General features: G+C 69.8%; 25 protein-coding genes. 10 read left to right on the forward strand and 15 right to left on the reverse strand.

The features are described from left to right. Positions 1-337 precede the first annotated feature (337 nt). The 4 genes from ABTZ59_RS06710 to ABTZ59_RS06725 all read right to left on the reverse strand — a co-directional run bounded on the left by ABTZ59_RS06710 (position 338) and on the right by ABTZ59_RS06725 (position 3254). Entirely contained in the window at positions 338-667 is a 330-nt protein-coding gene (locus ABTZ59_RS06710) for a hypothetical protein (RefSeq protein WP_351391769.1), read from the reverse strand. 69 nt (positions 668-736) lie between these two features. Continuing rightward, a complete protein-coding gene (locus ABTZ59_RS06715) occupies positions 737-1498 on the reverse strand; it encodes a metallophosphoesterase family protein (protein WP_351391772.1) in 762 nt (253 codons plus the stop codon). 160 nt (positions 1499-1658) lie between these two features. After that, the gene (locus ABTZ59_RS06720; protein ID WP_351391775.1) at positions 1659-2057 is read right to left on the reverse strand and encodes a RidA family protein; all 399 of its coding nucleotides are present in this window, start codon (positions 2055-2057) and stop codon (positions 1659-1661) included. A gap of 150 nt (positions 2058-2207) precedes the next feature. Then, positions 2208-3254 carry a LysR family transcriptional regulator gene (locus tag ABTZ59_RS06725; RefSeq protein ID WP_351391778.1) on the reverse strand — a complete coding sequence of 349 codons (1047 nt, stop codon included), beginning with the start codon at positions 3252-3254 and terminating at the stop codon, positions 2208-2210. A 190-nt stretch (positions 3255-3444) separates the two neighbouring features. On the opposite strand from ABTZ59_RS06725, the gene snpA reads away from it, so the two are divergent. Together snpA and ABTZ59_RS06735 are read left to right on the forward strand one after the other, a co-directional pair. Continuing rightward, positions 3445-4101: a snapalysin gene (snpA, locus tag ABTZ59_RS06730; protein ID WP_351391781.1), complete on the forward strand. Its 657-nt coding sequence runs from the start codon at positions 3445-3447 to the stop codon at positions 4099-4101. Between the two features lie 106 nt (positions 4102-4207). After that, positions 4208-4894 (forward strand): hypothetical protein, encoded by a 687-nt coding sequence (locus ABTZ59_RS06735; RefSeq protein WP_351391783.1) that lies wholly within the window; start codon positions 4208-4210, stop codon positions 4892-4894. 21 nt (positions 4895-4915) lie between these two features. Here ABTZ59_RS06735 and ABTZ59_RS06740 read toward each other — a convergent pair whose 3' ends face one another. From ABTZ59_RS06740 to ABTZ59_RS06750, 3 genes are all read right to left on the reverse strand, one after another. After that, complete coding sequence (locus ABTZ59_RS06740) at positions 4916-5359, reverse strand: DUF6304 family protein (RefSeq protein WP_351391786.1); 444 nt, start codon at positions 5357-5359, stop codon at positions 4916-4918. A gap of 244 nt (positions 5360-5603) precedes the next feature. Continuing rightward, positions 5604-6644, reverse strand: a complete 1041-nt coding sequence (locus ABTZ59_RS06745; RefSeq protein WP_351391789.1) for a family 2 encapsulin nanocompartment cargo protein polyprenyl transferase — start codon at positions 6642-6644, stop codon at positions 5604-5606. Positions 6645-6761: 117 nt separating this feature from the next. After that, the gene (locus ABTZ59_RS06750; protein ID WP_351391794.1) at positions 6762-8168 is read right to left on the reverse strand and encodes a family 2B encapsulin nanocompartment shell protein; all 1407 of its coding nucleotides are present in this window, start codon (positions 8166-8168) and stop codon (positions 6762-6764) included. A 247-nt stretch (positions 8169-8415) separates the two neighbouring features. Between ABTZ59_RS06750 and ABTZ59_RS06755 the strand changes: the two genes are divergently transcribed. Next, the gene (locus ABTZ59_RS06755) at positions 8416-9444 is read left to right on the forward strand and encodes a 1-aminocyclopropane-1-carboxylate deaminase/D-cysteine desulfhydrase (RefSeq protein WP_351391798.1); all 1029 of its coding nucleotides are present in this window, start codon (positions 8416-8418) and stop codon (positions 9442-9444) included. Here the strand turns inward: ABTZ59_RS06755 and ABTZ59_RS06760 are convergent. Then, the gene (locus tag ABTZ59_RS06760; RefSeq protein WP_351391800.1) at positions 9426-11021 is read right to left on the reverse strand and encodes a Na+/H+ antiporter; all 1596 of its coding nucleotides are present in this window, start codon (positions 11019-11021) and stop codon (positions 9426-9428) included. The two genes, ABTZ59_RS06755 and ABTZ59_RS06760, sit on opposite strands and share 19 nt — an antisense overlap. Positions 11022-11056: 35 nt before the next feature. On the opposite strand from ABTZ59_RS06760, the gene ABTZ59_RS06765 reads away from it, so the two are divergent. The 3 genes from ABTZ59_RS06765 (at position 11057) to ABTZ59_RS06775 (ending at position 12970) form a co-directional block, all read left to right on the forward strand. Next, positions 11057-11317, forward strand: a complete 261-nt coding sequence (locus ABTZ59_RS06765) for a UBP-type zinc finger domain-containing protein (protein WP_351391803.1) — start codon at positions 11057-11059, stop codon at positions 11315-11317. 259 nt (positions 11318-11576) lie between these two features. Then, positions 11577-11990 carry an ATP-binding protein gene (locus ABTZ59_RS06770; RefSeq protein ID WP_249953912.1) on the forward strand — a complete coding sequence of 138 codons (414 nt, stop codon included), beginning with the start codon at positions 11577-11579 and terminating at the stop codon, positions 11988-11990. Beyond that, positions 11987-12970, forward strand: coding sequence for an RNA polymerase sigma factor SigF (locus ABTZ59_RS06775; protein WP_030352799.1), 984 nt, complete (start codon positions 11987-11989; stop codon positions 12968-12970). The genes ABTZ59_RS06770 and ABTZ59_RS06775 overlap by 4 nt, the downstream gene beginning before the upstream one ends. Positions 12971-13108: 138 nt before the next feature. Here the strand turns inward: ABTZ59_RS06775 and ABTZ59_RS06780 are convergent, their stop codons facing one another. Continuing rightward, positions 13109-13546, reverse strand: coding sequence for a hypothetical protein (locus tag ABTZ59_RS06780; RefSeq protein ID WP_351391807.1), 438 nt, complete (start codon positions 13544-13546; stop codon positions 13109-13111). A gap of 103 nt (positions 13547-13649) precedes the next feature. On the opposite strand from ABTZ59_RS06780, the gene ABTZ59_RS06785 reads away from it, so the two are divergent. Further along, positions 13650-14618, forward strand: a complete 969-nt coding sequence (locus ABTZ59_RS06785; protein WP_351391810.1) for a diacylglycerol/lipid kinase family protein — start codon at positions 13650-13652, stop codon at positions 14616-14618. 317 nt (positions 14619-14935) lie between these two features. After that, positions 14936-15193 carry a WhiB family transcriptional regulator gene (locus tag ABTZ59_RS06790; RefSeq protein ID WP_004937597.1) on the forward strand — a complete coding sequence of 86 codons (258 nt, stop codon included), beginning with the start codon at positions 14936-14938 and terminating at the stop codon, positions 15191-15193. Between the two features lie 236 nt (positions 15194-15429). Here ABTZ59_RS06790 and ABTZ59_RS06795 read toward each other — a convergent pair whose 3' ends face one another. Together ABTZ59_RS06795 and ABTZ59_RS06800 are read right to left on the reverse strand one after the other, a co-directional pair. Continuing rightward, positions 15430-16926, reverse strand: a complete 1497-nt coding sequence (locus tag ABTZ59_RS06795; protein ID WP_351392303.1) for a sensor histidine kinase — start codon at positions 16924-16926, stop codon at positions 15430-15432. A gap of 328 nt (positions 16927-17254) precedes the next feature. Further along, positions 17255-18325 carry an SIS domain-containing protein gene (locus tag ABTZ59_RS06800; protein WP_351391813.1) on the reverse strand — a complete coding sequence of 357 codons (1071 nt, stop codon included), beginning with the start codon at positions 18323-18325 and terminating at the stop codon, positions 17255-17257. A gap of 212 nt (positions 18326-18537) precedes the next feature. Between ABTZ59_RS06800 and nagB the strand changes: the two genes are divergently transcribed. Further along, complete coding sequence (nagB, locus tag ABTZ59_RS06805; RefSeq protein ID WP_351391816.1) at positions 18538-19320, forward strand: glucosamine-6-phosphate deaminase; 783 nt, start codon at positions 18538-18540, stop codon at positions 19318-19320. A gap of 131 nt (positions 19321-19451) precedes the next feature. On the opposite strand, the gene ABTZ59_RS06810 is transcribed toward nagB, so the two are convergent. From ABTZ59_RS06810 to ABTZ59_RS06825, 4 genes are all read right to left on the reverse strand, one after another. Further along, positions 19452-21032: a glycoside hydrolase family 3 protein gene (locus ABTZ59_RS06810; protein ID WP_351391819.1), complete on the reverse strand. Its 1581-nt coding sequence runs from the start codon at positions 21030-21032 to the stop codon at positions 19452-19454. 8 nt (positions 21033-21040) lie between these two features. Continuing rightward, positions 21041-21952, reverse strand: coding sequence for a carbohydrate ABC transporter permease (locus tag ABTZ59_RS06815; RefSeq protein WP_351391822.1), 912 nt, complete (start codon positions 21950-21952; stop codon positions 21041-21043). Next, positions 21949-22944, reverse strand: a complete 996-nt coding sequence (locus tag ABTZ59_RS06820; protein ID WP_351391825.1) for a carbohydrate ABC transporter permease — start codon at positions 22942-22944, stop codon at positions 21949-21951. Before ABTZ59_RS06820 ends, ABTZ59_RS06815 begins: the two co-directional genes overlap by 4 nt. A 131-nt stretch (positions 22945-23075) precedes the next feature. Then, positions 23076-24374: a sugar ABC transporter substrate-binding protein gene (locus tag ABTZ59_RS06825; RefSeq protein WP_351391828.1), complete on the reverse strand. Its 1299-nt coding sequence runs from the start codon at positions 24372-24374 to the stop codon at positions 23076-23078. 289 nt (positions 24375-24663) lie between these two features. Between ABTZ59_RS06825 and ABTZ59_RS06830 the strand changes: the two genes are divergently transcribed. Further along, complete coding sequence (locus tag ABTZ59_RS06830) at positions 24664-25428, forward strand: GntR family transcriptional regulator (protein WP_351392309.1); 765 nt, start codon at positions 24664-24666, stop codon at positions 25426-25428. Positions 25429-25468 lie beyond the last annotated feature (40 nt).

The raw sequence follows: 25468 nt of genomic DNA on the forward strand, positions 1-25468 counted from the left end.
ACCCCGGACACCCCAAACACACAGACCCAACACCAACACGACCAAGAGACCACCACGACTCAAACCCGCACCCCCTAAAGTTCCTGGCATTGGGACCCCTCCCCCCGGGCCGCCCCCCTCAAAGCAGCACTTGCGGTGGAGGGGCGGGGGTCAAGGGTGACCGAAGGTCATCGGCTTGCCGACGCGACGAAGGAGCGCCCTTGACGCCCAACCCGCAACCGCGAAACTGAAACCCAGGGGCGGCCCCCACCCGACACCACACCCCCCGGCCCACCCCAACTACCCCTCGGCACGAACCCGCACCCACACCCACGCGACTGCGCAACGCAGAGTTCGCTCAGGCGTCGAACGGGGTATCGCTCCAGCGGAACCAGGCACGCGCGTCGCGGATGTGCAGAAGGAATTCCGGCACCGGGCCGTCCGGGGACACCAGGGCCACCGCTCGTACGACGTCGTCGCACGCCGCCTCCCAGGCGTGGGGCTCTTCGCTCACGCGGTCCAGCAAGGACAGCTCGCGGTCGAACAGGGGCTTCACCGCGGCGAATCCGGGGCCCGGGGTGAAGTGGCCGCTGAGCCAGGGGAAGTCCGCCTCGTCGATGGTGATGTCGCCTACCGGCTGTGCGTCGTGGCGTGAGACGACGTGCCAGATCTCGTCCGTAAAGCCCATCGGTACCTCCTGCCGTCCGTCTGCCGTCCGTCTGCCGTCCGTTCGGCGCGCGCCGATGGGGGCAGCATCTCAGACGGGACCGACAACGGCCGTCGTACGGCCGTCGCGGGGGCCGAAGGTCGTGAGCGCTTCGGTGTCGGTGGCGCGGGCGTGGAGGTAGTAGTCCGCCCACTCCTCGATGTCCGGGTAGCCGGATTCCGCCGTGAGCCGGGCGATCGCCGCGTCGATGTCGTAGTGGGTGACGCGCAGTTCGACGCCGGGGCCGAGGAGCGCCCAGTGTGCGCCGGGGCGGCCGTAGGGCATACCGACGCTGCCCGGGTTGATGACCTGACGGCCGTGGGCGAGGCGTACGAAGGGCATGTGGGTGTGTCCGCAGACGACCGTACGGATCTGCTCGCCGAGCCCTTCGAAGACCTCGCTCCAGCGGGCGAGCCGGGAGTCGACGAGGACGACCTCTTCGTCGTCGCGCGGGGTCGCGTGGCAGAACAGGATGTCGCCCAGCCCGGCCACGGCCAGGCATCGCGTGCGCGGGAGACCGGCCAGCAGTGCGATGTGGTCGTCGCGCAACCGGTCGGCCGCCCAGGCGGTGATGGCGTCGGGCGGCGCGGGGCTCTTTCCCGTGCGCGGTTCGACCAGCTCGCGGTCGGCGTTGCCGCCGATCAGTACGGCCCGGTCGCCGAGATCCGTCAGCAGGTCCAGTACCTCGGCCGGCTGGGGGCCCGCCGCGATGTCGCCGGTGATCACGACGCGTTCGGCGGCCGAGACCTCCGGCTCGGCGAGCACGGCCTCCAGTGCCGGGAGGACGCCGTGGATGTCGGAGAGGACGGCCACGCGGCCGGATCGTGACGGGGTCGACGGGGTCGACGGCGTCGACGGGGGCGGCGCGGGTGGCCCGGCCGGTTTGGATGACATGGGTGGCATGTCATCCACTGTCCCGCCAGTCGACGCCGGGTCACGTTCCGTTCGCTCCCCGCGCAAGCCCGGCCCGGCGTCAGGGGACCTCGGCCACCGCCGTGATCTCCACCAGCTGTCCCGTGTATCCCAGGCAGGTGACCCCGAGCAGCGTGGACGTGTGCGGTCCCAGGGCGAGGCCGCCCTCGCGGACCACCTCCCAGACCCGGCTGAGTTCGGCCGGTTCCGTCGCGGCCACATACACCGTGGTCGCCACGACATCGGACAGACCGCAATCGATCGCGCGCAGGGCGGTCTCCAGATTGGCGAGAACCTGCTTCGTCTGGGCCACGAGATCGCCGGGTCCGACGAGCTTGCCGTCGGCGTCGAGCGGTACGGAGCCGGCGAGGAAGGCGAGGCGTCGGTCCGTTTCAACGATCGCCGTGTGCGCGTAGTCGGGCGGCGGGAACAGGGCAGGCACGGTCATACGGTGAGCCATCGTCACTCCTCGGGGACAACCCGCCGGATACGGATACGGATACGGATTCAGGCACGGATACAGGCGCGGGCACGGGCTCCTGCCTACCCAGTCGGGCCGGATCCGATCAACCGGTTTTCCTCCCGGCCGCCCCGTCGGAGCAGCCCCATGTCAGGCCGCCCGCGCGTGCAGCAGTGGGCTCTTGTGGGCGGTCAGCCATCTGCGGTAGTCGACCGCGCGCAGCGCCGCCTCCCGGTACGACGCCTCCAGGTCCGCGAACACCGCGTCGCCGCCGGAGCGCTCCGCACCTCCCACCCGCTCCGCGCCGCCGACCCGCTCCGCATTCCCCACCCGCTCCACGCCCGCCCACTCCGCGCCCGCCCCCAACCCGTCCGGCCGCGAGAACAGCAGCAGCCGTACCGCCAGCGGATCGTCCCTCAGTGGCCGGATCGCCATGTCGTCGCGAGGGCCCGATGTCGGCTGGCAGGGGGCGACAGCCTCGCCGACCGCGATCAGGGAGGCCGCCGTGAGGTAATCCCCGTGCAGCACAGGCGGGTCGAGCCCGGCCGCGCCCAATACCCTGCGCAGCCCGTCCCATTCACCGTCCACCGTCGGATCGACCATCCAGCGGTCCTCGGCGAGATCCGCGAGTTCCACCACCGGGCTGCCGGCCGCCGGATGGTCCCGGGCCATGGAGATGAACTGCGGTTCCCGTTCCACCAGTACGCGCCGCTCCAGCCCCTCGGGAACGAGCAGCGGGCAGCCCTCCACCTCATGCACGAAGGCCACGTCCAGCTGACCCGCGGCGAGCATTCGCAGCAACACGTTGGCGGAGACGTCCATATGGAGCGAGATGTCCGTACCCGGCAGCCGGTTTCTGAGTCGGCGCAGCCACCCCACCAGCGCACGGCTCGCGGTGGAGCCGATCCGCAGCCTCGGCCCGTCGGCCAGGCCGGCGACCACCCGTGCCTCGGCGACGAGCGCGGCCATCCCGGAGACGAGCGGGCGGGCCCGGCTCAGTACCGAGCGGCCCAGCGGGGTGGGCCGGCAGCCGGTACGTTCCCGGGAGAACAGCTCCGCGCCCAACGCGTGCTCGATGCGCCGCAGTTGCGTGGTCAGGGATGGCTGGCTCATCCCCAGCTGTCGCGCCGCCTTGTGCAGACTGCCGGCATCGGCAATGGCACACAGGGCACGCAGATGTCTCACCTCCAGCTCCATGCCCAGAGAGTAGAGCGGCCTCCCGCACCACACCAGATGTCCAAATCCCTGTAATTGGAGGCGCATTCGAAGATTTGCGGCCAGGGTGATGCGCTCGTGTTATCGGTCTTTGACATCATCCGCACAGGGGCGGTCTCCCCGAGACTCTGCGGTACCGAATCCGTTCAACGGACGAGTAGGAGCCCCCCACATGAGACACCCCAGGACCGCCATTTCCGCCATCGCCGGTATCGGTCTGGCCGTCGCCGCACTCGGTGTCGCGCCCACCGCCACCGCCGCCCCGGCCCCGGTCGGCGAGGCCCCCACCTCCTCGTACGCCGCCTACGAGGGCTCGAAGGCCGAGGCCGCGGGCACCAAGGCGTTCTTCGACGCCGTCCTGAAGTCGGTCGCCGAGAAGCGTGCCGCCAACCCCGGTGCCCAGGCGGTCACCGTGATCTACAACGCGTCGAGCGCGCCCACGTTCGCCAGTCAGATAGCCAGCTCGACCTCGATATGGAACAGCGCCGTCACCAATGTGAAGCTCCAGGCGGGCAGCGCCGCGGACTTCACGTACCGCGAGGGCAATGACCCGCGTGGCTCGTACGCGAGCACCGACGGTCACGGCCGCGGCTACATCTTCCTGGACTACCGGCAGAACCAGCAGTACAACTCCACCCGCGTCACCGCCCACGAGACCGGTCACGTCCTCGGCCTCCCCGACAACTACTCCGGCCCGTGCAGCGAGCTGATGTCCGGCGGCGGTCCCGGCACCTCCTGCCAGAACGCCCAGCCGAACGCGGCCGAGCGCGCCCGGGTCAACGCCCTGTGGGCGAACGGCCTCGCCGCCGCGATGGCCAAGGTCTCCTGACCTCCCGCACGGAGAACACACGCCTGACCTCCCTTGTGTGACGAAGGGGCGCCCCGAACCGACCAAGGGGCGCCCCTTTCCGTGTTCCCCTTGGTAACGTCGCGCGGTGGACTTCAGTACGGAGACCGGCGCTTCGCCCGAACTCGGCCGGTCCATCGAGGGCGATTTCAAGACACTTCTGACCGTACGGGCCGACCGCCCGGACCAGGTCGCGTGCCTCCATGACTGGGCCGCCGCCCATGGCCTCGCGGTCACGCTCGTCGTCCTGGACCGGGGTCGCACCCCGTCCCGGCCGACGCTCACCCTGCCCGGCGCGGGCACACTCGACGAGCGGCGCCGCGCCGCCGAGCGGTGTGCGGAGCGCCTCGCGGAGGCCGGGCTCCCCGTCGTACGGACCAGGCTGGTGGCGGCGCCCTGGAACGAGGGCGTGCCGGGGACCGACGCCGAGGCCGCGTCGCTGCCCGCGTACTGCCACTTCGAGCACCAGGTCACGGTGCGGCTGCCGATCCCGTACGACACCCAGCGCCTGGCGGCGGTCGCCGAACGGCACAGCGCGCATGTCTCGCGCGCCGCGCGCCGGGTGCCGGCCCGCGGGGTCCAGGAGCGCTCCGTGACACAGCGCGCCCGCGGTGTCGGCAGACCGGCGGCGCGCGCCCGGCTGAACGCGCTGCTCGACGGTCTGATGGTGGCCGGTTTCCAACCGGCGGACATCGCGGAGGAGTTCGTCCTCCACGACGACGCCCCGGTACCGGATGAGGTCCTGTGCCGGCCCCGGCACCGAGCGGGTGAGTGAGTGCGTGAGGGTGTCAGCTCGTCAGGACGCTCCCACCAGCGGCCGGTCGCCCAGTTCCGTTCCGCTCGGCAGCTGGCGCCTGATCCGACCAAGCGCCTCCTCGAAGGCGCCTCCGGCGATCCCCGACGCGTAGGCGGCCCCGTCGCAGTGCAGCGTCAGGCTCAGCTCCGCCCGGCCGACCGGCCCCTCGGCCGCTCGCTCACCGAGCGTCAGCAGACAGCTCAGCGTGGCCTGTTGGACCGCGCCGGCCGAACTGACGGGCATCGGTATGTCCCATTCCATGACGCAGGACGACAGGAGCTCGCCCGCCCCCACCGCTTCCAGGTCGGCGAAATCCGCCCCTTCGTACGCGACTCCCCTGATCTGAGTGCGCACTTGCTGCCCACCCACGCTCAGGGTGATCGCTTCCGCGCCCAGGCGGTCCCGGTACCAACCCGCCCATGAATCCGTCGACTCCGCTGTCATGGCGCGGACTGTAGCGGTACCGGATCTTCCGCCGCAGCAGGGGTCACGGCTTCCGGTCATACTTCCTCACGAGCACACTGCTCCCGAACACCCTTACGGACTCCCAGGTGACCTCGGCGAGGGCGGAATCCGCCCCGCACACCGGCATCCCCGAGCCGAGGACCAGCGGATTCGTCGTGGTGATCAGGTCGTCGGTCGCACCGGCCGACTGCCCGGCCGGAGCGAGCGGGGCCGGGCGCCCGCCTCAGCGGGTACGGCGCGTCACGAACTCCGCCAGGGCCAGCAGATCGTCAGCCGCCGACATGTCGGGGACCGCCCGGGACAGTTCGTGCACGGCCCGGGACATCCGCTCGGCCGCCTGGAGCTGCGCCCAGTCGCGCCCGCCCGCCCGTTCGACGGCGGCGGCCGCGCGCACCACGGCTTCGGCGTGCATCGGCCCCCGGTACAACTCGGCCAGCTCCGCGGCCGCCGGGGTGCCCGAGGCCAGGGCCGCGACCACCGGCAGGGACTTCTTGTGGGCGGCCAGATCGGCGCCGGCCGGTTTGCCCGTACGGTCGGGATCGCCCCAGATCCCGATCAGGTCGTCGATCAGCTGGAAGGCGAGCCCCGCCTCCCTGCCGAAGGCGTCCAGCGCGGCGACCTGCTCCTCCCGCGCGCCCGCGTACAGCGCGCCGAGGGCACACGAGGCGCCCAGCAGGGCACCGGTCTTGGCCGTCGCCATGGCGACGCACTCGTCCAACGAGACCTCGTGCGGATCGCGCTGCTCGAAGGAGCAGTCCGCCTGCTGGCCCGCGCACAGCTCGATGACACAGGCCGCGAGCCTGGCCGAGGCGGCGGCCGACGCCGGGTGCGGGTCCTCGGCGAGCAGTCGCAGCGCGAGGGTCATCATGGCGTCGCCCGCGATGATGGCGTCGGGGATGCCGAAGACGGTCCAGGCGGTGGCGCGATTCCGCCGGGTCAGGTCCTCGTCGATCACGTCGTCGTGGAGCAGCGTGAAGTTGTGGGCCAGCTCGACGGCGGCGGCGGCCCGTACCGCGTGGTGCGGATCCCCGCCGAGCGAGCGCGCCGCGGCGAGGACGAGCGCGGGTCTGATCGCCTTGCCCGTCCGGCCGGAGGCGGGGGTGCCGTCGGCGTGTTCCCAGCCGAAGTGGTACATCGCGACCCGGCGCAGGGAGCCGGGCAACGACTCGACGCTGGAGCGGAGTTCGGGATGGACGGCGGTGCGGGTGCGCTCCAGGAGTGCCACGGCCTCGTGGCCCCCGGGGGCGGTATCCGTGCTGGTCATGGTCACGGTCACTTCCTCTGCGGTGGAGACCGGCTGACGGGCACCGGATGCCGGTGCCCGGGTGCCCGGAGGGGCGGCCGTACGGTCGGCACGGCCGGCCCACCCGGGCCGGTCACCTCATCCCCAGCGGCCCACTTCCACGTTCTCCAGCACACCGACGGCGTCCGGCACCAGAATGGCGGCCGAGTAGTACGCGGTGACCAGGTACGAGATGATCGCCTGCTCGTCGATGCCCATGAAGCGGACCGACAGGCCCGGCTCGATCTCGTCCGGGATCCCGCTCTGCTGGAGGCCGATCACACCCTGCTCGGACTCGCCCGTACGCATACAGATGATCGAGGTCGTCCTGGCGTCCGAGACCGGGATCTTGTTGCACGGGAAGATCGGCACCCCGCGCCAGCCGGGCACATGCTCGCCCGCCACCTCCACACTGGCCGGATAGAGCCCCCGCTTGTTGCACTCACGTCCGAACGCGGCGATGGCCCGGGGGTGCGCGAGGAACATCTTCGAGCCGCGGCGGCGCGAGAGCAGCTCGTCCATGTCGTCCGGGCTCGGCCCGCCGTCGTGCGGCTGGATCCGCTCTCCGTAGTCGCAGTTGTTGAGCAGACCGAACTCACGGTTGTTGATCAGCTCATGCTCCTGGCGTTCACGCAGCGCCTCGACCGTGAGCCGCAACTGCTGCTCGGTCTGGTTCATGGGCTGGTTGTAGAGGTCGGCGACCCGGCTGTGCACCTTCAGCACGGTCTGCGCGACGCTCAGTTCGTACTCGCGCGGCGCCACCTCGTAGTCGACGAACGTATGGGGCACGACGCTCTCGCCGACATGACCGGCGGAGAGATCGATCTCGGCCTCGCCGTACTTGTTGGTGCGCTGATGCGGTACGGACACCACCGCCGCCAGATGGTCGCGCAGCGACTCCTCGCGCTCCGCGAGGCTGAGTACGTCCCGCCTGCTCAGCACCAGCACGGTGCAGGCCGTGGCCGCCTTCGCGGTGTAGTTCCAGGTGGCCTCCCCGTCCACCAGGGCCTGGTCGCCGAAGTACGCTCCGTCGGCGAGCACTTCGAGCACGGCGTCACCCCCGTAAGGCCCCGAGCCCACCTTCTCGACCCGGCCGTGCGCCAGCAGGAAGACCTCGTCCGCCGCGTCACCGGAGGACACCATGACCTGGCCCGCCGCGAACTCCCGCTGCTCGCAGCGGCGGGCCAGCTCGGACAGCACACCGTCGTCGCCGTACGCGCGCAGCGCCGGCAGCTCGCCGAGCTCGGCGGGGACGACCGTCACCCGGTCCCCCGTCTGCACGAACGTGACACGTCCGTCGCCGACCGCGTAGCTGAGCCTGCGGTTCACCCGGTACGTACCGCCCTGAATCTGCACCCAAGGCAGCATCCGCAGCAGCCACCGCGAGGTGATCTCCTGCATCTGCGGTACCGACTTGGTGGTGGTCGCCAGATTCCGGGCGGCGGCCGTCCCCAGACTCTGCTGGGACGGCGGTTGAGCTGCCAGAACCTCGTTACCAACCGACATGAACTCTCCCCTTCGATCATGTACCGACCTGCGAGAAGAATGGTTCCATCACGTGGCGTGCATTCGCCATTACACATATGAGTGGGACTGGATCACCCAGAACGGGGAATTACACGCGCACATTCCTCGCATCCAGGACACGCCATGCCCCGGGGGACACGTCACCCCCCGGGGGGGGCACATCACGCCCCGGGGACACGTCACGCCCCGGAACACCGCGCGCCCGGGTTGGCGCCACAATGAAGGGGTGCCCAGCCACCACGCGCCCGACCTCGCCGCTCTGCGGCCCCGGCTGCCCTCGCCGCTGGTGCCCGCCGACGACGAGCGCTTCGCGCGCCACGGCGTACGGCTGCTGCTCAAACGTGACGATCTGATCCACCCCGAACTGCCCGGCAACAAGTGGCGGAAACTCGCGCCCAATCTGCGGGCCGCGGTCGTGAGCGGCCGGCGGACCCTGCTGACCTTCGGTGGCGCGTACTCCAACCATCTGCGCGCGACCGCCGCCGCGGGCCGGCTCCTCGGCTTCACCACCGTCGGTGTCGTACGGGGCGAGGAGCTGGCGGAACAGCCGCTCAATCCGTCGCTCGCCCGGTGTGCCGCCGACGGGATGCGGCTGTGTTTCGTGGACCGCGCGGCCTACCGGCGCAAGGCGGAGCCCGAGATGGTGGCCACCGTACTCGGCCGGGCCGGGCTGGAGCGCGACAGCGTGTACGTCGTACCGGAAGGCGGCAGCAACGCGCTCGCGGCCCAGGGCTGCGCCGAGTTGGGCCGGGAACTGCGCGGCGTGGCCGGGAGCGTCGCCGTGGCCTGCGGCACCGGCGGGACGCTCGCGGGGCTCGCCGCCGGGCTCGGGAGCGGTCAGCGGGCCCTGGGCTTCCCGGTGCTCAGGGGCGACTTCCTGGAGCGGGGGATACGCGAGCTCCAACAGGCCGCGTTCGGCGGCCCCGTCGGCGACTGGCGGCTCGACGGACGCTTCCACTTCGGCGGCTTCGCCCGTACCACCCCCGCGCTCGACGCGTTCGCCGAGGAGTTCGGGGAGCGGCACGGGCTGCGGGTGGAACGTCTCTATGTCGCCAAAATGCTGTACGGCCTGACCGCGCTGGCCGAGGAGGGCGCCTTCCGGCCGGGCACGACCGTCGCCGCCGTCATCACGGGCCAACCGGAGCCGACCCGCGCCGAGCCGTCCGAGCCGGAGCCGACCGGCGCCGAGGCGTCCGAGCCGCAGCGGCCGGAGCCGGAGCCGTCTCGGTCCTCCTCTCACTCCTCCTCGCGATAGGCCGCCGCTTCCTCCAGGTCCAGTCTGCGCAGCAGCGTCCGCATCATCTCGTCGTCGATCCGCCGCCGGTCCCGCAGCTCCACGAACACCGCGCGCTCCGCCGCGATCATCTCCCGCGACAGCCGACGGTAGGTGTCGTCCGCCGACTCCCCCGTCACCTCGTTGACCGACCCGAGCCGCTCCCAGACGGCGTTGCGGCGGCGCTCCAGCACGTGCCGGAGCCGTTCGGCCAGTGGCGGCGGCAGTGCGTTGCGCTCATCGGCCAGCAGCGCGTCCAGCCGCCGTTCCGCCGCCCCCGAGGCCTCGCTCTGCGCCTGCGCCTCGGCAAGGGTCTCGGCCTGCCGGTCGCGCCCCGGGATCTTCAGCAGCCGGATCAGCGGAGGCAGCGTGAGGCCCTGCACGACCAGGGTGCCGATCACGGTCGTGAACGTCAGGAACAGGACGAGATTGCGCCCGGGGAACGGCTGTCCGTCGTCCAGCGTCAGCGGGATCGAGAACGCGATCGCCAGCGACACCACTCCGCGCATCCCGGCCCAGCCGACGATCAGCGGCGCCGTCCAATTGGTGTCCGGTTCGCGCTCCCTGATCCTCCGGGACAGCGCGCGCGGCAGGAAGGTCGCCGGATAGACCCAGACGAATCTGATCGCCACCACCACCACGAAGACGCCCACCGCGTACAGCAGCGATTCCCCGACCCCGTACTCCCCCAGCCCCTTGAGCACATGAGGCAGTTGGAGCCCGATCAGCGCGAACACCGCCGACTCCAGGACGAACGCGATCATCTTCCACACCGCCGCTTCCTGGAGCCGGGTCTCGAAGTCCACCTGCCAGGAACGGTGTCCGAGATACAGCGCGACCACGACGACGGCCAGCACCCCGGACGCGCCCACGTGTTCGGCCAGCGCGTAGGCGAGGAACGGGATGAGCAGCGAGAGGGTGTTCTGGAGCAGCGCCTCGGTCAGATGGGTACGCAGCCAGTGCAGTGGCACCATCAGGAGCAGCCCCACACCGATGCCGCCGAGCGACGCCAGCGCGAACTCCCCGATCCCGCCGGCCCAGCTCGCGCCCGCGCCGACCGCCGCGGCCAGCGCCACCTTGAACGCGGTGATGGCGGTCGCGTCGTTCACCAGGGACTCGCCCTGGAGGATGGTGGTGATCCGGTTCGGCAGCCCCAGTTTGCGCGCGATGGCCGTGGCCGCGACCGCGTCGGGGGGCGCGATCACGGCACCCAGCACCAGCGCGGCGGTCAACGGGAGATCGGGCACCAGCAAATACACCAGCCAGCCCACCGCGACCGTCGCGAAGAGGACATACCCCACCGAGAGCAGCGCGACCGGCCTGATGTTCGCCCGCAGATCGAGATACGAACTGTCCACCGCGGCCGTGTACAACAGCGGCGGCAACACCAGTGGCAGCACGATATGCGGATTCAGTGTGTAGTCCGGTACGCCCGGCACATACGAGGCGCCCAGCCCCACGGCGACCAACAGCAACGGCGCCGCCACCGGTGTCCTGCGCGCCGCGCCGGCGATGGCCGCGCTCCCCGCCACCAGCGCGATCAGCGGCAATACGTCCATTCCACGTCCTCTGCACCCGTCGTAACCTGGTCATCATGAGCGAGTGCCCCCACGTTGCGGAACTGCCGCGCCCCGAGCCCGCGCCACGCACCGACACCTGCCGCGAGTGCGTCGCGGCCGACAGCCACCCCGTACAGCTGCGGATCTGTCTCGTCTGCGGCGAGATCGGCTGCTGTGACTCCTCGCCGTACCAACACGCGACACAACACTTCAAGGACACGGGTCATGCCGTGATGCGGAGTTTCGAGCCCGGGGAGAGCTGGCGGTGGTGCTACGTGGACGGTTCGATCGTATGACGACTGGGTACGTCAACCCTCCGCCGGTTCTTCGTAATTGAACGTCAGGAACCTCTAGCCACTTTCTGTGTTCATATGCTTACCATGAGTGACAGTCGCTGGGTGGGGGTCCCGGCGACACAGCACCACGGATCGCGATAGCGTCGCCACTCCAGAGCGGCTACGTACCGACCGGCTACGTACCGACTACGTACCGCAAGGCTCCTGGACACTCCTTGTCCCTGAGCCCAGAAGAGCTTGTGCCACCTTGGAGGTGAGGGTGTCCCAGATCGCAGGCGAGCCCGGGACCGAGGACTTCGTGGAAGTCCGGCTGCCCGCTGCGGGTGCCTACCTGTCCGTGCTGCGTACGGCCACAGCCGGCCTCGCGGCGCGCTTGGACTTCACCCTCGACGAGATCGAGGACCTCCGCATCGCGGTGGACGAGGCCTGCGCGATCCTGCTCCAGCAGGCCGTACCGGGCTCCGTACTCAGCTGTGTCTTCCGGCTCATCGAGGACGCGCTCGAAGTGACCGTGTCGGCGCCCACCACCGACGGACGCGCGCCGGAGCGCGACACCTTCGCCTGGACAGTGCTCTCCGCGCTGGCCGGCAAGGTCGACTCGACGGTCGCGGAGGACCGTACGGTCACGATCAGCCTCTACAAACAGCGCGGCGCGGGACCCGGGCCGGCGTGAGGAACGGGGACGGTCCGGTGCGTGACGAGGGGCGCATCCCACGGGAGCCGCGGGAAGGGCACGAAGCTCCGTCGGAGCCGGCGCCCGCCCCCGCGGGCATCCCTGAGCAGCAGGCCCGACCCCACCCGGAGGACGGACTTGACGGCCAGACGGCCGCGGCGGAGCAGGCGCAGGCAGAGCGGGCGGCCACTATGAGCGAGCAGCACAACGACAAGCACCACGATCCACATGACCGCAGCGGGGCGCGGGCGATGTTCATCGAGCTGCGCAAGCTGCCTGACGGCTCGCCCGAGAAGGCGGATCTCCGCAATCAGCTGGTGCGGATGCATCTGCCGCTGGTCGAGCATCTGGCGAGACGGTTCCGCAATCGCGGCGAGCCGCTGGACGATCTGACCCAGGTCGCCACCATCGGTCTGATCAAGTCCGTCGACCGGTTCGATCCGGAGCGTGGTGTCGAGTTCTCGACCTATGCGACGCCGACGGTCGTCGGGGAGATCAAGCGGCACTTCCGGGACAAGGGCTGGGCGGTCCGGGTGCCGCGCCGCCTCCAGGAACTGCGGCTCGCCCTGACGACCGCCACCGCCGAACTCTCCCAGCAGCACGGCCGTTCACCCACGGTCCATGAACTGGCGGAGCGGCTGGGCATTTCGGAGGAAGAGGTCCTGGAGGGTCTGGAGTCCGCCAACGCGTACTCCACGCTGTCACTGGACGTCCCGGACACGGACGACGAGTCCCCGGCGGTCGCGGACACACTGGGCGCGGAGGACGAGGCGCTGGAGGGCGTCGAGTACCGCGAGTCGCTGAAGCCGTTGCTGGAGGATCTGCCGCCACGGGAGAAGCGGATTCTTCTGCTCCGGTTCTTCGGCAATATGACGCAGTCGCAGATCGCGCAGGAGGTCGGCATCTCGCAGATGCATGTCTCGCGACTGCTGGCCCGCACGCTCGCGCAGCTGCGCGAGCGGCTGTTGGTCGAGGAGTAGAGCGGCAGGGCGCGGGAGTGGAACGGCAGGGGCGGGCGCGGGGGCCCGCCGCCGGGTGTCGCTCCACGGCTACCGGCCACCTGCCGCGGGCCGACGGGCCACGGCTACCTGCCGCGGGCTACGGGCTACCTGTCGGCGCTATCGCCGGGAGTCGGCGGGGCCTCGGATACCGAGGGCTTCCGTGGTGGTCGGGTTGACCAGCAGGACCAGCCCCGTCACCGCGACCACCGCGAGCGCGATACCGGCCGGGATCATGCCGCCGGTGGAGGTCAGCAGCGTATAGGCGACGGGCAGCGCCATGATCTGGGTGATCAGCGCGGGCCCCCGGCTCCAGGCGCGCCGCAGCAGCAGCCCGCGCGCGGCGATCAGCGGGATGACACCGAGCGCGATCAGGGTGACCCCGCCCATCTCGGCCTGCTCCGGGCTGTCGGGTTTCCCGAGCAACCCCATCACCAGCAGATACACACCGCCGACGATCAGCGCCAGGGCTTCGAGCCCACAGGCGCCGGCCGCCGCGGTCAGGCGCGTGGGGCGCGGGGAGGACGCGGGGGAGGTCTGCTCGCTGCTGCTGCTCACCCTTGCAGGGTAACCACCCGGCCGCCCCTCACCCCCCGACAGGCCCCGCCGCCCCGGGCTCCCGGGGGCGGGCCCGCGGCGCCCGGCCGGTAATCTGCTCGGCATGCGCGCACTCCTTGTGGTCAATCCGGCAGCAACCACCACCAGTGCCCGCACACGAGACGTACTGATTCACGCGCTCGCCAGCGAGATGAAGCTCGAAGCGGTGACCACCGAATACCGCGGACACGCCCGTGACCTGGGAAGACGCGCCGCCGACTCGGACGACATCGAGTTGGTCGTCGCCCTCGGGGGTGACGGCACCGTCAACGAGGTCGTCAACGGACTGCTGCACAACGGCCCCGATCCCGAGCGGCTGCCGCGTCTCGCGGTGGTCCCCGGCGGTTCGACCAATGTCTTCGCCCGTGCGCTCGGACTTCCCAATGACGCGGTCGAGGCGACCGGCGCGATCCTGGACGCGCTCGCTCTGCGGAGCGAACGTACGGTCGGTCTGGGACTGGCCGCCGGAACACCGGGAACCGAGGACGAATCCGTGCCCGCCCGCTGGTTCACCTTCTGCGCCGGTTTCGGTTTCGACGCGGGGGTGATCGGGCGGGTCGAACAACAACGGGAGCGCGGGAAACGTTCGACGCACGCCCTCTATGTGCGCCAGGTGGTACGGCAGTTCCTGGAGGAGCCGCACCGGCGAGGCGGGCTGATCACACTGGAACGCCCCGGTGAGGATCCGGTGAAAGATCTTGTTCTCTCCATAATCTGCAACACCGCCCCCTGGACCTACCTGGGCAATCGTCCGGTGTACGCGTCTCCCGCGGCCTCTTTCGATCTGGCTCTCGATGTCCTCGGGTTGACGAGGATGTCGACTCCCGCGGTGGCCAGATATGCGACCCAATTGCTCACTTCTACCCCTGATCGGGGCCCCCGCGGGCGCCATGCGGTGTCACTTCATGACCTGACCGACTTCACCTTGCATTCCAAGGCGCCCCTCCCCTTCCAGATGGACGGCGACCATCTTGGACTGCGCACGAGCGTGACGTTCACAGGCGTACGCCGTGCACTGCGTGTGATTGTGTGAGTGGAAGGGGCCAAAGTCCTTTCACTCGAACGTTTAGGCTGGCATCCACCCCATGGAAGTACGGCTGTGACCTAGTCGACACCGAGGAATCAAAAAAAACTTTCCAGAAGGGGTTGTATCCGCCGCCGAGGTTTGCGAATCTCTACGTGGCGCTCGGGACGGCCCGCAACATCGGCCTCCCTGAGAGCCAGAACCCCTCCTCAAACCAAGGACCCCACCAGTTTCCGCTGGCGGTTGACCCTTCCCTTGTCGAGGGATTCGTGAAAGCGTTCACATTCACAAGCAATCTGCATGTAATACCAAGAGAGGTAGCAGCCATGGACTGGCGTCACAACGCCGTTTGCCGCGAGGAAGACCCCGAGCTGTTCTTCCCCATCGGCAACACCGGTCCTGCGCTGCTGCAGATCGAGGAAGCCAAGGCCGTCTGCCGTCGCTGCCCCGTCATGGAGCAGTGCCTGCAGTGGGCACTTGAGTCCGGTCAGGACTCGGGTGTCTGGGGTGGCCTCAGCGAGGACGAGCGCCGCGCTATGAAGCGCCGCGCCGCTCGTAACCGGGCGCGTAACGCGACCGCCTGAAGCACCCCGCCACGAGCCCTGGCCGGCGGAGCGTACAGCGTGTACGCATAGCCCCGCCCCCGAAACGCAGCGCGCAGTACCCCCCGATGCGCATCGCAAAGTGAGCTTCGAGCCGAGCCCCGGACCGTCACCACGGTCCGGGGCTCGCTGCTGTGCCGGGCGGTACGAAGATATGCCCCCGGCCCCCGGACTCCCGGACTCCCGGACTTCCCGACTCCCGGACTTCCCGACGACAGCTACTTCTGGGGCTCCACCGGAATGTCCAGCATGACGCGCGTACCGCGCACCGGCGCCGGCACCATGTCGAACCCACCGCCCAACTCCCCTTCCACCAGGGTCCGTACGATCTGGAGCCCCAGATTCCCGGCGCGCTGCGGATCGAACCCCTCGGGCAGCCCGCGCCCGTCGTCCTGGACAGTGATCATGAGGCGGGCGTCCGAGCGGGCCCCCTCGCCCCGCTTGACCCCGGGCGAGTCGCCGCTGCGCACCGCCGAGACATCGACCCGGCCCTCCTCCCCCGGCGCGAAGGCGTGTTCCAGCGCGTTCTGGAGAATCTCGGTGAGCACCATCGAGAGGGGCGTGGCCACTTCGGCGTCGAGCACGCCGAACTTCCCCGTACGGCGGCAGACGACCTTGCCGGGCGAGATCTCGGCGACCATCGCCAGCACTCGGTCGGCGATCTCGTCGAACTCGACGCGCTCGTCCAGATTCTGAGACAGCGTCTCGTGGACGATCGCGATGGATCCGACGCGCCGTACGGCCTCGTCGAGGGCTTCCCTGCCCTGCGCGGACTCCATCCGCCTGGACTGGAGCCGGAGAAGCGCGGCGACTGTCTGGAGGTTGTTCTTCACCCGGTGGTGGATCTCCCGGATGGTGGCGTCCTTGGTGATCAACTCACGCTCGCGGCGCCGTAGTTCCGTCACATCGCGGAGCAGCACCAACGAGCCGATCCGGGTGCCCTTGGGCTTGAGGGGGATGGCGCGCAGCTGGATGACTCCGCCGCTGCCCTCCACCTCGGTCTCACGGGGCGCGTAACCGCTGGCGAGTTTGACCATGGCCTCGTCCACCGGGCCGCGCGCGGGGGCCAGTTCGTCGGTGGTGCGGCCGAGATGGTGTCCCACCAAGTCGGACGCGAGTCCCAACCGGTGATACGCGGACAGGGCGTTGGGGCTCGCGTACTGGACGACTCCGTCGGCGTCCAGCCGGATCAGCCCGTCTCCGACACGCGGGGAGGCGTCCATGTCGACCTGCTGGCCGGGGAAGGGGAAGGATCCGGCGGCGATCATCTGGGCCAGATCGGAGGCGGACTGGAGGTAGGTGAGCTCCAGCCGGCTGGGGGTGCGGACCGTGAGCAGATTGGTGTTGCGCGCGATGACCCCGAGGACGCGGCCGTCGCGCCGTACGGGGATGGACTCGACCCGTACCGGCACCTCCTCACGCCACTCCGGGTCGCCCTCCCGGACGATCCGCCCCTCGTCGAGCGCCGCGTCCAGCAGCGGCCGGCGGCCACGCGGGACGAGATGGCCGACCATGTCGTCCTGGTAGGAGGTGGGTCCGGTGTTGGGCCGCATCTGGGCGACGGACACATAGCGGGTGCCGTCTCGGGTGGGGACCCAGAGCACGAGATCCGCGAAGGAGAGGTCGGAGAGCAGCTGCCACTCCGAGACCAGCAGATGGAGCCATTCGAGGTCGGACTCGCTGAGGGCGGTGTGCTGGCGTACGAGGTCGTTCATGGAGGGCACACAGGCGAGCGTACTCGCGGCGCGAACCCGGACGAACCGTGGTCTGTACTGGAGGGTTCGGGGGAAATAGGCTCGGTACACGCATGGACAGCCAGAATGGTCTAGTCCACAATGCTGTATGAGCCTCCGCCCTCCCCGCACAGGAGGGTGGACCGAGGTACCGGCGCTCTCTGCCCTGACTGCGACGGGACCTCTCCCAACGGCCACGCGGGACCGCACACCCGTCGGCCGTAGCAACTCCGGGCTGCGGTGCCGGACGGGTTGAGGGTCCCGTCGCGGCGCCGCGGCCCGCGGGTACAGGACCCCTCCGGGAGCGCGGTCAGCCGGTCTCCGGCGTCTTCGCCATCGTCCGCGGCGCGTCCGGATCCTGGCCCCTGGCGATGGCGACCTCATGGGCCAGCAGCTGGAGCGGCAGGATCTGCAGGATCGGCTGAAGCTCCTCGGGAACCCCGTCCGTCGGCAGTACGAACCCCGCGGACGCCGCATCGACCTCCGGCCGGGACCCCACGACGAACAGGTCGGCTCCCCGCGCCCGCAGCCGGGCGAGGACCGGCTGAAGGGCCTCACCGCCCTTGCCCTCGGGGACGATCGCGATCACCGGCGAGATGTTGTCGACCATCGCGAGCGGGCCGTGCAGCAGATCCGCGCCGGAGTAGGAGAGCGCGGGGATGTAGCAGGTCTCCATGACCTTGAGCGCCGCCTCCTTCGCCGTCGGATAGCCGTAGCCCCGGGAGATGATCACCATCCGCTCGGCGAAGCGGTAGCGCGAGGCGAGCGTCCGTACCTCGTCCGTGCGCGCCAGCACCCGGTCCGCGAGGTCCGGCAGACGGCGGGCCGCCGCGCCGTCACGGCCGCCGAGCGCCTCGGCGAAGAGATAGAGCGCGAGCAGTGAGGCGGTGTACGACTTGGTGGCGGGCAGCGCACGCTCCTCGCCCGCCAGGACGTCGAGATGGAACTCCGCCACGGCGGTCAGCGCGGAGTCGGGGTTGTTGGTCACCGCGAGCGTCGTCGCGCCGGCCTCCCGGGCGGCCCAGGTGGAGGCCACCAGGTCGGGCGAGCCGCCCCACTGGCTGACCCCGATGACCAGCACATCGGTGAGGTCGGGCTTCGCGCCGTACGCCGTCGTGGTGGACATGGAGGCCAGTCCGCAGGGCAGTCCGCACCGGATCTCCAGCAGATACTTCGCATAGAGCGCGGCGTGGTCGGACGTGCCCCGGGCGGTGAGCAGGACGAAGCGCGGCTCGCGCGCGGCGATGGCGGCCGCCACTTCGCGGATGCCGGGCGCGCCGTCCCGCAGGATCCGCCGCAGTACGGTCGGCTGCTCCGCGACCTCGGCGTACATGAGGGCGCCGGCCCGCTCGCACGACTCGCCCGACGACGCGGCAGACATGCTCGGTGCCCTCCAAAGTCGGTGGTGCCCCTCGGCCCTCCCAGTCGACCATGGCCCGCCGTGCCTCCGCCACCGGGCCGCCCCCGGATCGTTCCCCGCCCATTCCCCGCCCGTTTCCGGCCCTTTCCCACACGTTGGGGGACGATCCGGCCCCCTCTGATAGAATTGGTCTATACCACAAAAGTCTCATTTCCAGATTGGCAGGGTCCAGCGTGGAAGTTGTCATCGTCCAGAACGCCGCGGCAGGTGGCGAGCTCATCGCGGACAGCATCGCCGGCCTGCTGCGCCGCAAGCCCGACGCTCTGCTCGGTGTGGCCACCGGCTCGACCCCCCTGCCCATCTACCAGGCGCTGACGGCCAAGGTGCGCTCCGGCGAGGTGGACGCGTCGCGCGCGCGGATAGCCCAGCTGGACGAGTACGTGGGACTGCCGGCGGGCCACCCCGAGTCGTACCGTTCGGTGGTCCTGCGCGAGGTCGTCGAGCCGCTGGGGCTGAGCGAGAGCGCCTTCATGGGACCTGACGGCACCGCCGAGGACGTCCAGGCGGCGTGCGAGGCGTACGACCGTGCGCTGGCCGAGGCCGGCGGGGTGGACCTCCAGCTGCTCGGCATCGGTACGGACGGGCACATCGGCTTCAACGAGCCCTGCTCCTCGCTCGCCTCACGCACCCGCATCAAGACGCTGACCCGGCAGACCCGCGAGGACAACGCGCGCTTCTTCGACAGCCCGGAGGAGGTGCCGCACCACGTCATCACGCAGGGCATCGGCACCATCCTGGAGGCCCGCCATCTGGTGCTGCTCGCCACCGGCGAGGGCAAGGCGGAGGCGGTCGCACAGGCCGTAGAGGGCCCGGTCGCCGCGCTCGTACCGGCCTCCGCGCTCCAGCTCCACCCGCACGCGACGGTCGTGGTGGACGAGTCGGCGGCGTCCCGGCTGAAGCTCGCCGACTACTTCCGCGCCACGTTCGCGTCCAAGCCGGACTGGCAGGGCATCTGAGCCCCGGGGCACCCGCGCGAACACGACGGTGCCGGGCCGCCCCCCGCGAGGGGGTGACCCGGCACCGTCCGTTTCAGCGTGGCCCGGCACCGTCGTTTCGGCGGCTTTCCCGGGCGCTCACTTCCGGGCGGTCACTCCCGGCGGCCCGTGATGACCTCCGCGGCGGCCCGTCCGCAGACCCGCGCGGCGCCGTGGGTCGCGATGTGCAGCGCGCCCCTGGGCTCCGCCTCGTTCACGCCCATCTCCACCACGATCGTCTCCGGTCGGGCGGCCAGCACGGCGTCCAGCGCGTCGGACATCCAGCGGTGCCGGTGCGCGTCGCGCACGACGGCGACGATCGTACGGTCGCCCGCCGCGGCGAGCAGCTCGCCTGCCAGCGCGGCCGGGTCCGTGCCGGCAGCTTCGGCGCCGCTGTACGAGCCCGTCTCCGTACCGGGCAGCAGCCGCCCCAGCTCCGCCGCGACGCCCCACGGGGTCTCGTCCCCGACGGCGATGTTCGCGACGGGGGTGAACGCGGCGACATAGGGCGCTTCCGTGAGGGGCCCCGCGCTGCCGGTCACCCGCACGGCGCGACGGGCCGCGAGCAGGCCGATCTCGGTACGGGACTCGACACCGGTCCCCACGCCGGACGCGCTGCCCGGTGCGGTGCCGGGCGCGGTCCCCTCCTGCGCATCCGCGCCCGGCTCCGAAGCCCCCCTGACCCGCAGCGTCCAGTCGGCGAGTCCGCGCACCCGCGCGGCCGCGTCGGCCAGTCGCTCCTCGGGCAGTTCGCCGTTCCGTACCGCCGCCACCAGCGCGTCGCGCAGCCGCAGCACGGTCTCCTCGTCCGCCAGGCCGCCGCCGACGCAGATGGCGTCGGCGCCCGCGGCGATCGCGAGGACGGAGCCACGCTCGATCCCGTATGTCGAGACGATGGCCTGCATCTCTATGCCATCGGTGACGATCGGGCCCTGGAAGCCCAGCTCCTCACGGAGCAGACCGATGAGGATCTGCGGGCTGAGGGTCGCCGGGTGGTCCGGATCGAGCGCGGGAAGCAGGATATGCGCGCTCATGACCGATTTGGAACCCGCCGCGATGGCCGCGCGGAAGGGCAGCAGGTCGCGGGCGTGCACGGTGGCCAAGTCCACGTCGATACGGGGCATCGCGTGGTGCGAGTCGACGGAGGTGTCGCCATGGCCGGGGAAGTGCTTGGTGCAGGCGGCGACCCCGGCGCTCTGGAGACCTTCCACATACGCGGCGGTGTGCCGGGCCACCAGTGCCGTGTCGGCGCCGAAGGAGCGTACGCCGATGACGGGGTTGTCCTGGTTGGAGTTCACATCGGCCGAGGGGGCCCAGTTGAGGTTGACCCCGCACTCGGCGAGCCGCCGGCCCAGCTCACGCGCGACGGCCCGGGTGAGGTCCACGTCGTCGACGGCGCCCAGGGCGTAGTTGCCGGGGAAGGAGGAGCCGTGCCTGACCTCCAGCCGGGTGACGTCGCCGCCCTCCTCGTCGATCGCGACGAGGACGTCGTCCCGTTCCGCCCGCAGCCGCTCGGTGAGCGCGGCGAGCTGCTCGGGGGAGGCGATGTTGCGGCCGAAGAGCCCGACGGAGGAAAGGCCCTCACCGAGGCGGCGCAGCAGCCAGTCGGGGGCGGTGGTGCCGAGGAATCCTGGCTGGAGCACGGCGAGTGCGTCGCGGGTGAGGGTGTCCGTACTGCTTACGAGCGTCGTCATCAGAGGCCCTAACCCTTCACTGCGCCTGAGGTGAGGCCGGTTGCCATGTACTTCTGTACCAGGAGGAAGAAGGCCACGACCGGGATGGCGATCAGGGTCGATGCGGCCATCAGGGCTCCGTAGTCGATACCGCGCGAGGTGGTGAAGTTCATCAGCCACACGTTCAGCGTGTACTTGTCGTTGTCCTGAAGGACGACGTAGGCGAGGAGGTACTCGTTCCACGCCGTGATCAGGGAGAAGATCGCCGCCGCCGCGAGACCGGGGGCGAGCAGCGGGAAGGTCACCCGCCAGAAGGCTCCCATCCGGCTACAGCCGTCCACCATCGCGGACTCCTCCAGCTCCGGCGGGATGTTGACGATGAAGCCGCGGATCATCCAGGTCGCGAAGGGCAGCGTCGAGACCAGATAGATGACGATGACGCCCCAGTACTCGTTCAGCCCGCCCAGGTCGTTGAGCTGGATGTAGATGGGGATCAGCATCGCGGTCGGCGGCAGCAGCTGCACGACGAGCAGCACGATCATGAAGAACTTGCGGCCGGCGAAGCGGAAGCGGCCGATGGCGAAGGCGGCGATGGTGGCGAGCAGCATGCCGCCGATGACCGCGACACCGCAGATGATCAGGCTGGACTGGATGGCCGTGCCGAAGTTCGGCTGGTCGATGGCCCGCTGGAAGTTGTCCCAGGAGATCGACGAGGGCCAGAGGGTCTGGTCGTAACTGCGGATCTCGTGGTTCGGCCGCAGGGCGCTGATGATCAGCCAGTACACCGGGAAGGCCATGAGGACGAACACGGCCAGGCCCACGATGTTGTAGACGAGCCGGTTCTTCTTGCGGTCCTGGCGCAGGACCTGCCGGCCGCCCGGCCCGGTGTCCCGGTCGGTGTCCGGGCGGCGGGCCCCGGTGGTGGCGGTGGAGGCGCTCATTCGACCTCTCCGATCTTGAGCAGCTGACGCAGGTAGTACACGGCGACACCGGAGAGCAGCAGGACCGTGATGAGGGAGATGGCCGCACCCTGGCTGAACGAGTTGGACTCGAAGGCCTTCTCGAACGAGTAGATCCCGAGGACCGAGTACTCCGGCTCCGGCTTGTTGCCGCGGATCAGGAAGATCTGGCCGAAGATATTGAAGTCCCACAGGACGGACAGGGTGGCCACCATCTGGAACACCGGCTTGATGACCGGCCAGGTGACAAAGCGGAAGACCCCGGCGACGCCCGCGCCGTCGAGTGCCGCGGCCTCCTCCAGCTCCCGGGGGACCTGGGTGAGCGCCGCGTAGAGCGTGACGGCGACGAAGGGAATGGCGCCCCAGACGACGACGGCTCCGATGATGAGGAAGCCCTGCTTGGGGTCGAGGAACCAGTTGTGGCCCTGGGCGTCGATCCCGAGGTACTTGGTCAGCACCATGTTCAGGACGCCGTAGTCGGAGTCGGCGAACCAGCGGAAGATGGAGGTCGCCACCAGCAGCGGCATCGACCAGGCGGCCACCAGCGCGCCGGTGAGCAGCAGCCGTACCCAGGTGTCCATGCGCTGCATCAGCATGGAGATGCCGAGCCCGATCCCCATCGTGGCCACCACACAGGCGACCATGAAGATGATGGTCCGCCAGACGACGGCCCAGAACTCGCCGTCGCCGAGGATGTTGGTGAACTGCTCGAAGCCCACCCAGGGTGCGGCCTCCCCGGTCCACAGCTCACGGCGGCCGACGTCCTGGAAGGACATGAGGATCGTCTTGATGAGCGGCCAGACGAAGACGGCGGCGATCGCGACGAACGCGGGGGCTATCAGGAGGTACGGCAGCAGCGCGCCGGCCTTGCGCCGCTTACGGGGCCCGCCCGCTGGCGGCTGGGAGCCGGATCTCTCGGGGACGCGTGCGACGGCTACCGGAGGGTCGGCTGCTTTCATGTCGGCGGCACTCACTGTGCTGGCCTTCCGTTCGGACCTGGTACCGGAGTACGGGGGGCGGCGGAGCCCTCGCGGGCCCGCCACCCCCCGTAGGCGATCAACAGAGTCGGAGACAAAGGAGTCGGAGACTCAGAGGCTCGTCGGACTCAGGACTCTTCGTTGATCAGCTGGTTGATCTCCGCGTCGGCGGCCTTCGTGGCGTCGGCGACCGACTTGCCCTTGATGATGTCGAGCAGCATCACCTCAAGGGTTTCCTTCTTCTCGATGGCCGTCCAGCCGGGGGCGATCGGGGTGAACCAGGCGTCCGGGACGGCGTTGGCGATCGGCGCGGTCTCCGGCTTCGCCTTCAGCGGCTCCAGCTGCTTGGTGTTGTTGGGCAGGATGTTCTTGGAGGCGAGGACCTCCTGCGACTTGGCGCTGGTGAAGGCCGCGATCCACTCCTCGCCGAGGTCCTGGACCTTGGACTTGGAGATGGTGGCGAGGTCGGAGCCACCGATGAAGGACGGCAGGGCCTTGCCGTCGGGGCCGGGCATACCGGCAGTGAGGATCTTGTCCTTCAGCTTCGGGTTGCCGTTCGCGGCCGAGTCGACGACGCTGCCGGCCTCCCAGCCGTTGCCGTAGAGAAGCGCGGTCTTCTCGTTGGCCATGACGTTGGCGTGGTCCGCCTCGTCCTTGGTCTTGTCGCCGTGGTTGTACTTGTTCACCAGGTCGACGAAGTGCTGGATGCCCTTCTGGGCCTCGGGGGTGGAAAGGGTGGCCTTCCACTCCTTCGCGCCCTCGTCGTACTCGGCTATCTGGCCGCCGTACGCCGCTACGTAGGACATGGCCGCGTACCAGTAGCGGCCCGGCAGGTAGAGCGGCGAGAACGCCTTGTCCTTGCCGTACTTGGCGCCGACCTTGTCGAGCGCCGTGGCGAGCTCGGCCTCGGTGGTGGGCAGCTGGGAGGAGCCGGTGCCGGCCTTGAACATGTCCTTGTTGTAAATGGCCACACGCGCACCGGCGTAGTAGGGCACGCAGTACTGCTTGCCCTCGAAGGAGCAGGTGTCCTTCAGACCCTTGATCCAGGTGTCCGAGTTCTCGTACTTCTTGGGGTCGATCTCGCCGAGCGCACCGTTGAGGATGTACGTCATGGTCTCGGTGTTGCCGAGCTCGACGACATCGGGGTACTTGTCGCCGGCCAGCGCCGCGTCGAGCTTCTTGGCCTTGTCCGCCCACTGCTGGTACTGGACCTTGACCGTCACATTCGGATACTTCGTCTTGAACTGCGCGTTGACATCCTTGACCAGCTCCGGCCAGGTGCTCTGCGCGTCCGACATGAGCCAGACGGTCAGCGTCTCCTTACGGTCCTTGGGATCCTTGGACGCCGAGCCTTCATCCGAACCACACGCGGCAATACCGACCATCATGCCCGCGACGCCGACCGTCGCGATGAGCTTGCGCTTCACGCCACCCTCCTCAGGGATGCCTGCAACCCCTGCCCACCGCGAAGACCGCGAAGACTTACGACGAGTACTGCTGGGGCTGGGACCTGGTCTTTAATGGTTTAGACCAGTACGGGGAGCTTGGCCTAGACCTTTAGGGGTGTCAAGGGTGTATAAGAAGGGCAGTCGTGTCCGTTATCGGACCGACACCTGAGGCAGGGCGACGACCCGTGGCCGGACCGTGCCACCATGTGAGCCGCGACAGACGGAGGAGCCGGTGACGGCAGCAGCACAGGACTCGGGAAGGCAGACCATGGCCACGGACGGGGGCGGAACGGAGACCGAGAGCGGCCCCGCCACCCGTACCGCACGCGTACCCAAGTACTACCGGTTGAAGCGGCACTTGCTCGATATGACGGAGACGCTGCCGCCGGGTACGCCGGTGCCTCCCGAGCGCACGCTCGCCGCCGAGTTCGACACCTCACGCACCACCGTGCGCCAGGCGCTCCAGGAGCTGGTGGTCGAGGGCCGGCTCGAACGCATCCAGGGCAAGGGCACGTTCGTCGCCAAGCCCAAGGTCTCGCAGGCGCTCCAGCTCACCTCGTACACCGAGGACATGCGGGCCCAGGGCCTGGAGCCCACCTCGCAGCTGCTGGACATCGGGTATGTCACCGCCGACGACACCCTGGCCGGGCTGCTGGACATCACCACCGGCGGGCGCGTGCTGCGGATCGAGCGGCTGCGGCTGGCCAGCGGCGAGCCGATGGCCATCGAGACCACACACCTTTCGGCCAAGCGCTTCCCCGCGCTGCGCCGCTCGCTCGTCAAGTACACGTCGCTCTATACGGCGTTGGCGGAGGTGTACGACGTACGGCTGGCGGAGGCCGAGGAGACCATCGAGACCTCGCTCGCCACCCCGCGGGAGGCCGGGCTACTCGGTACGGATGTCGGGCTGCCGATGCTGATGCTCTCGCGGCACTCGCTGGACGCGGCCGGTGAGCCGGTGGAGTGGGTGCGGTCCGTCTACCGCGGCGACCGCTACAAGTTCGTGGCCAGACTGAGGCGCCCGGCCCACTGAGCCCCGCTGCCGACCACCGCTGACAACCACCGCTGCCGAC

Source organism: Streptomyces sp. NPDC094034, assembly GCF_040303865.1.
In the GTDB taxonomy this organism is placed as follows: domain Bacteria; phylum Actinomycetota; class Actinomycetes; order Streptomycetales; family Streptomycetaceae; genus Streptomyces.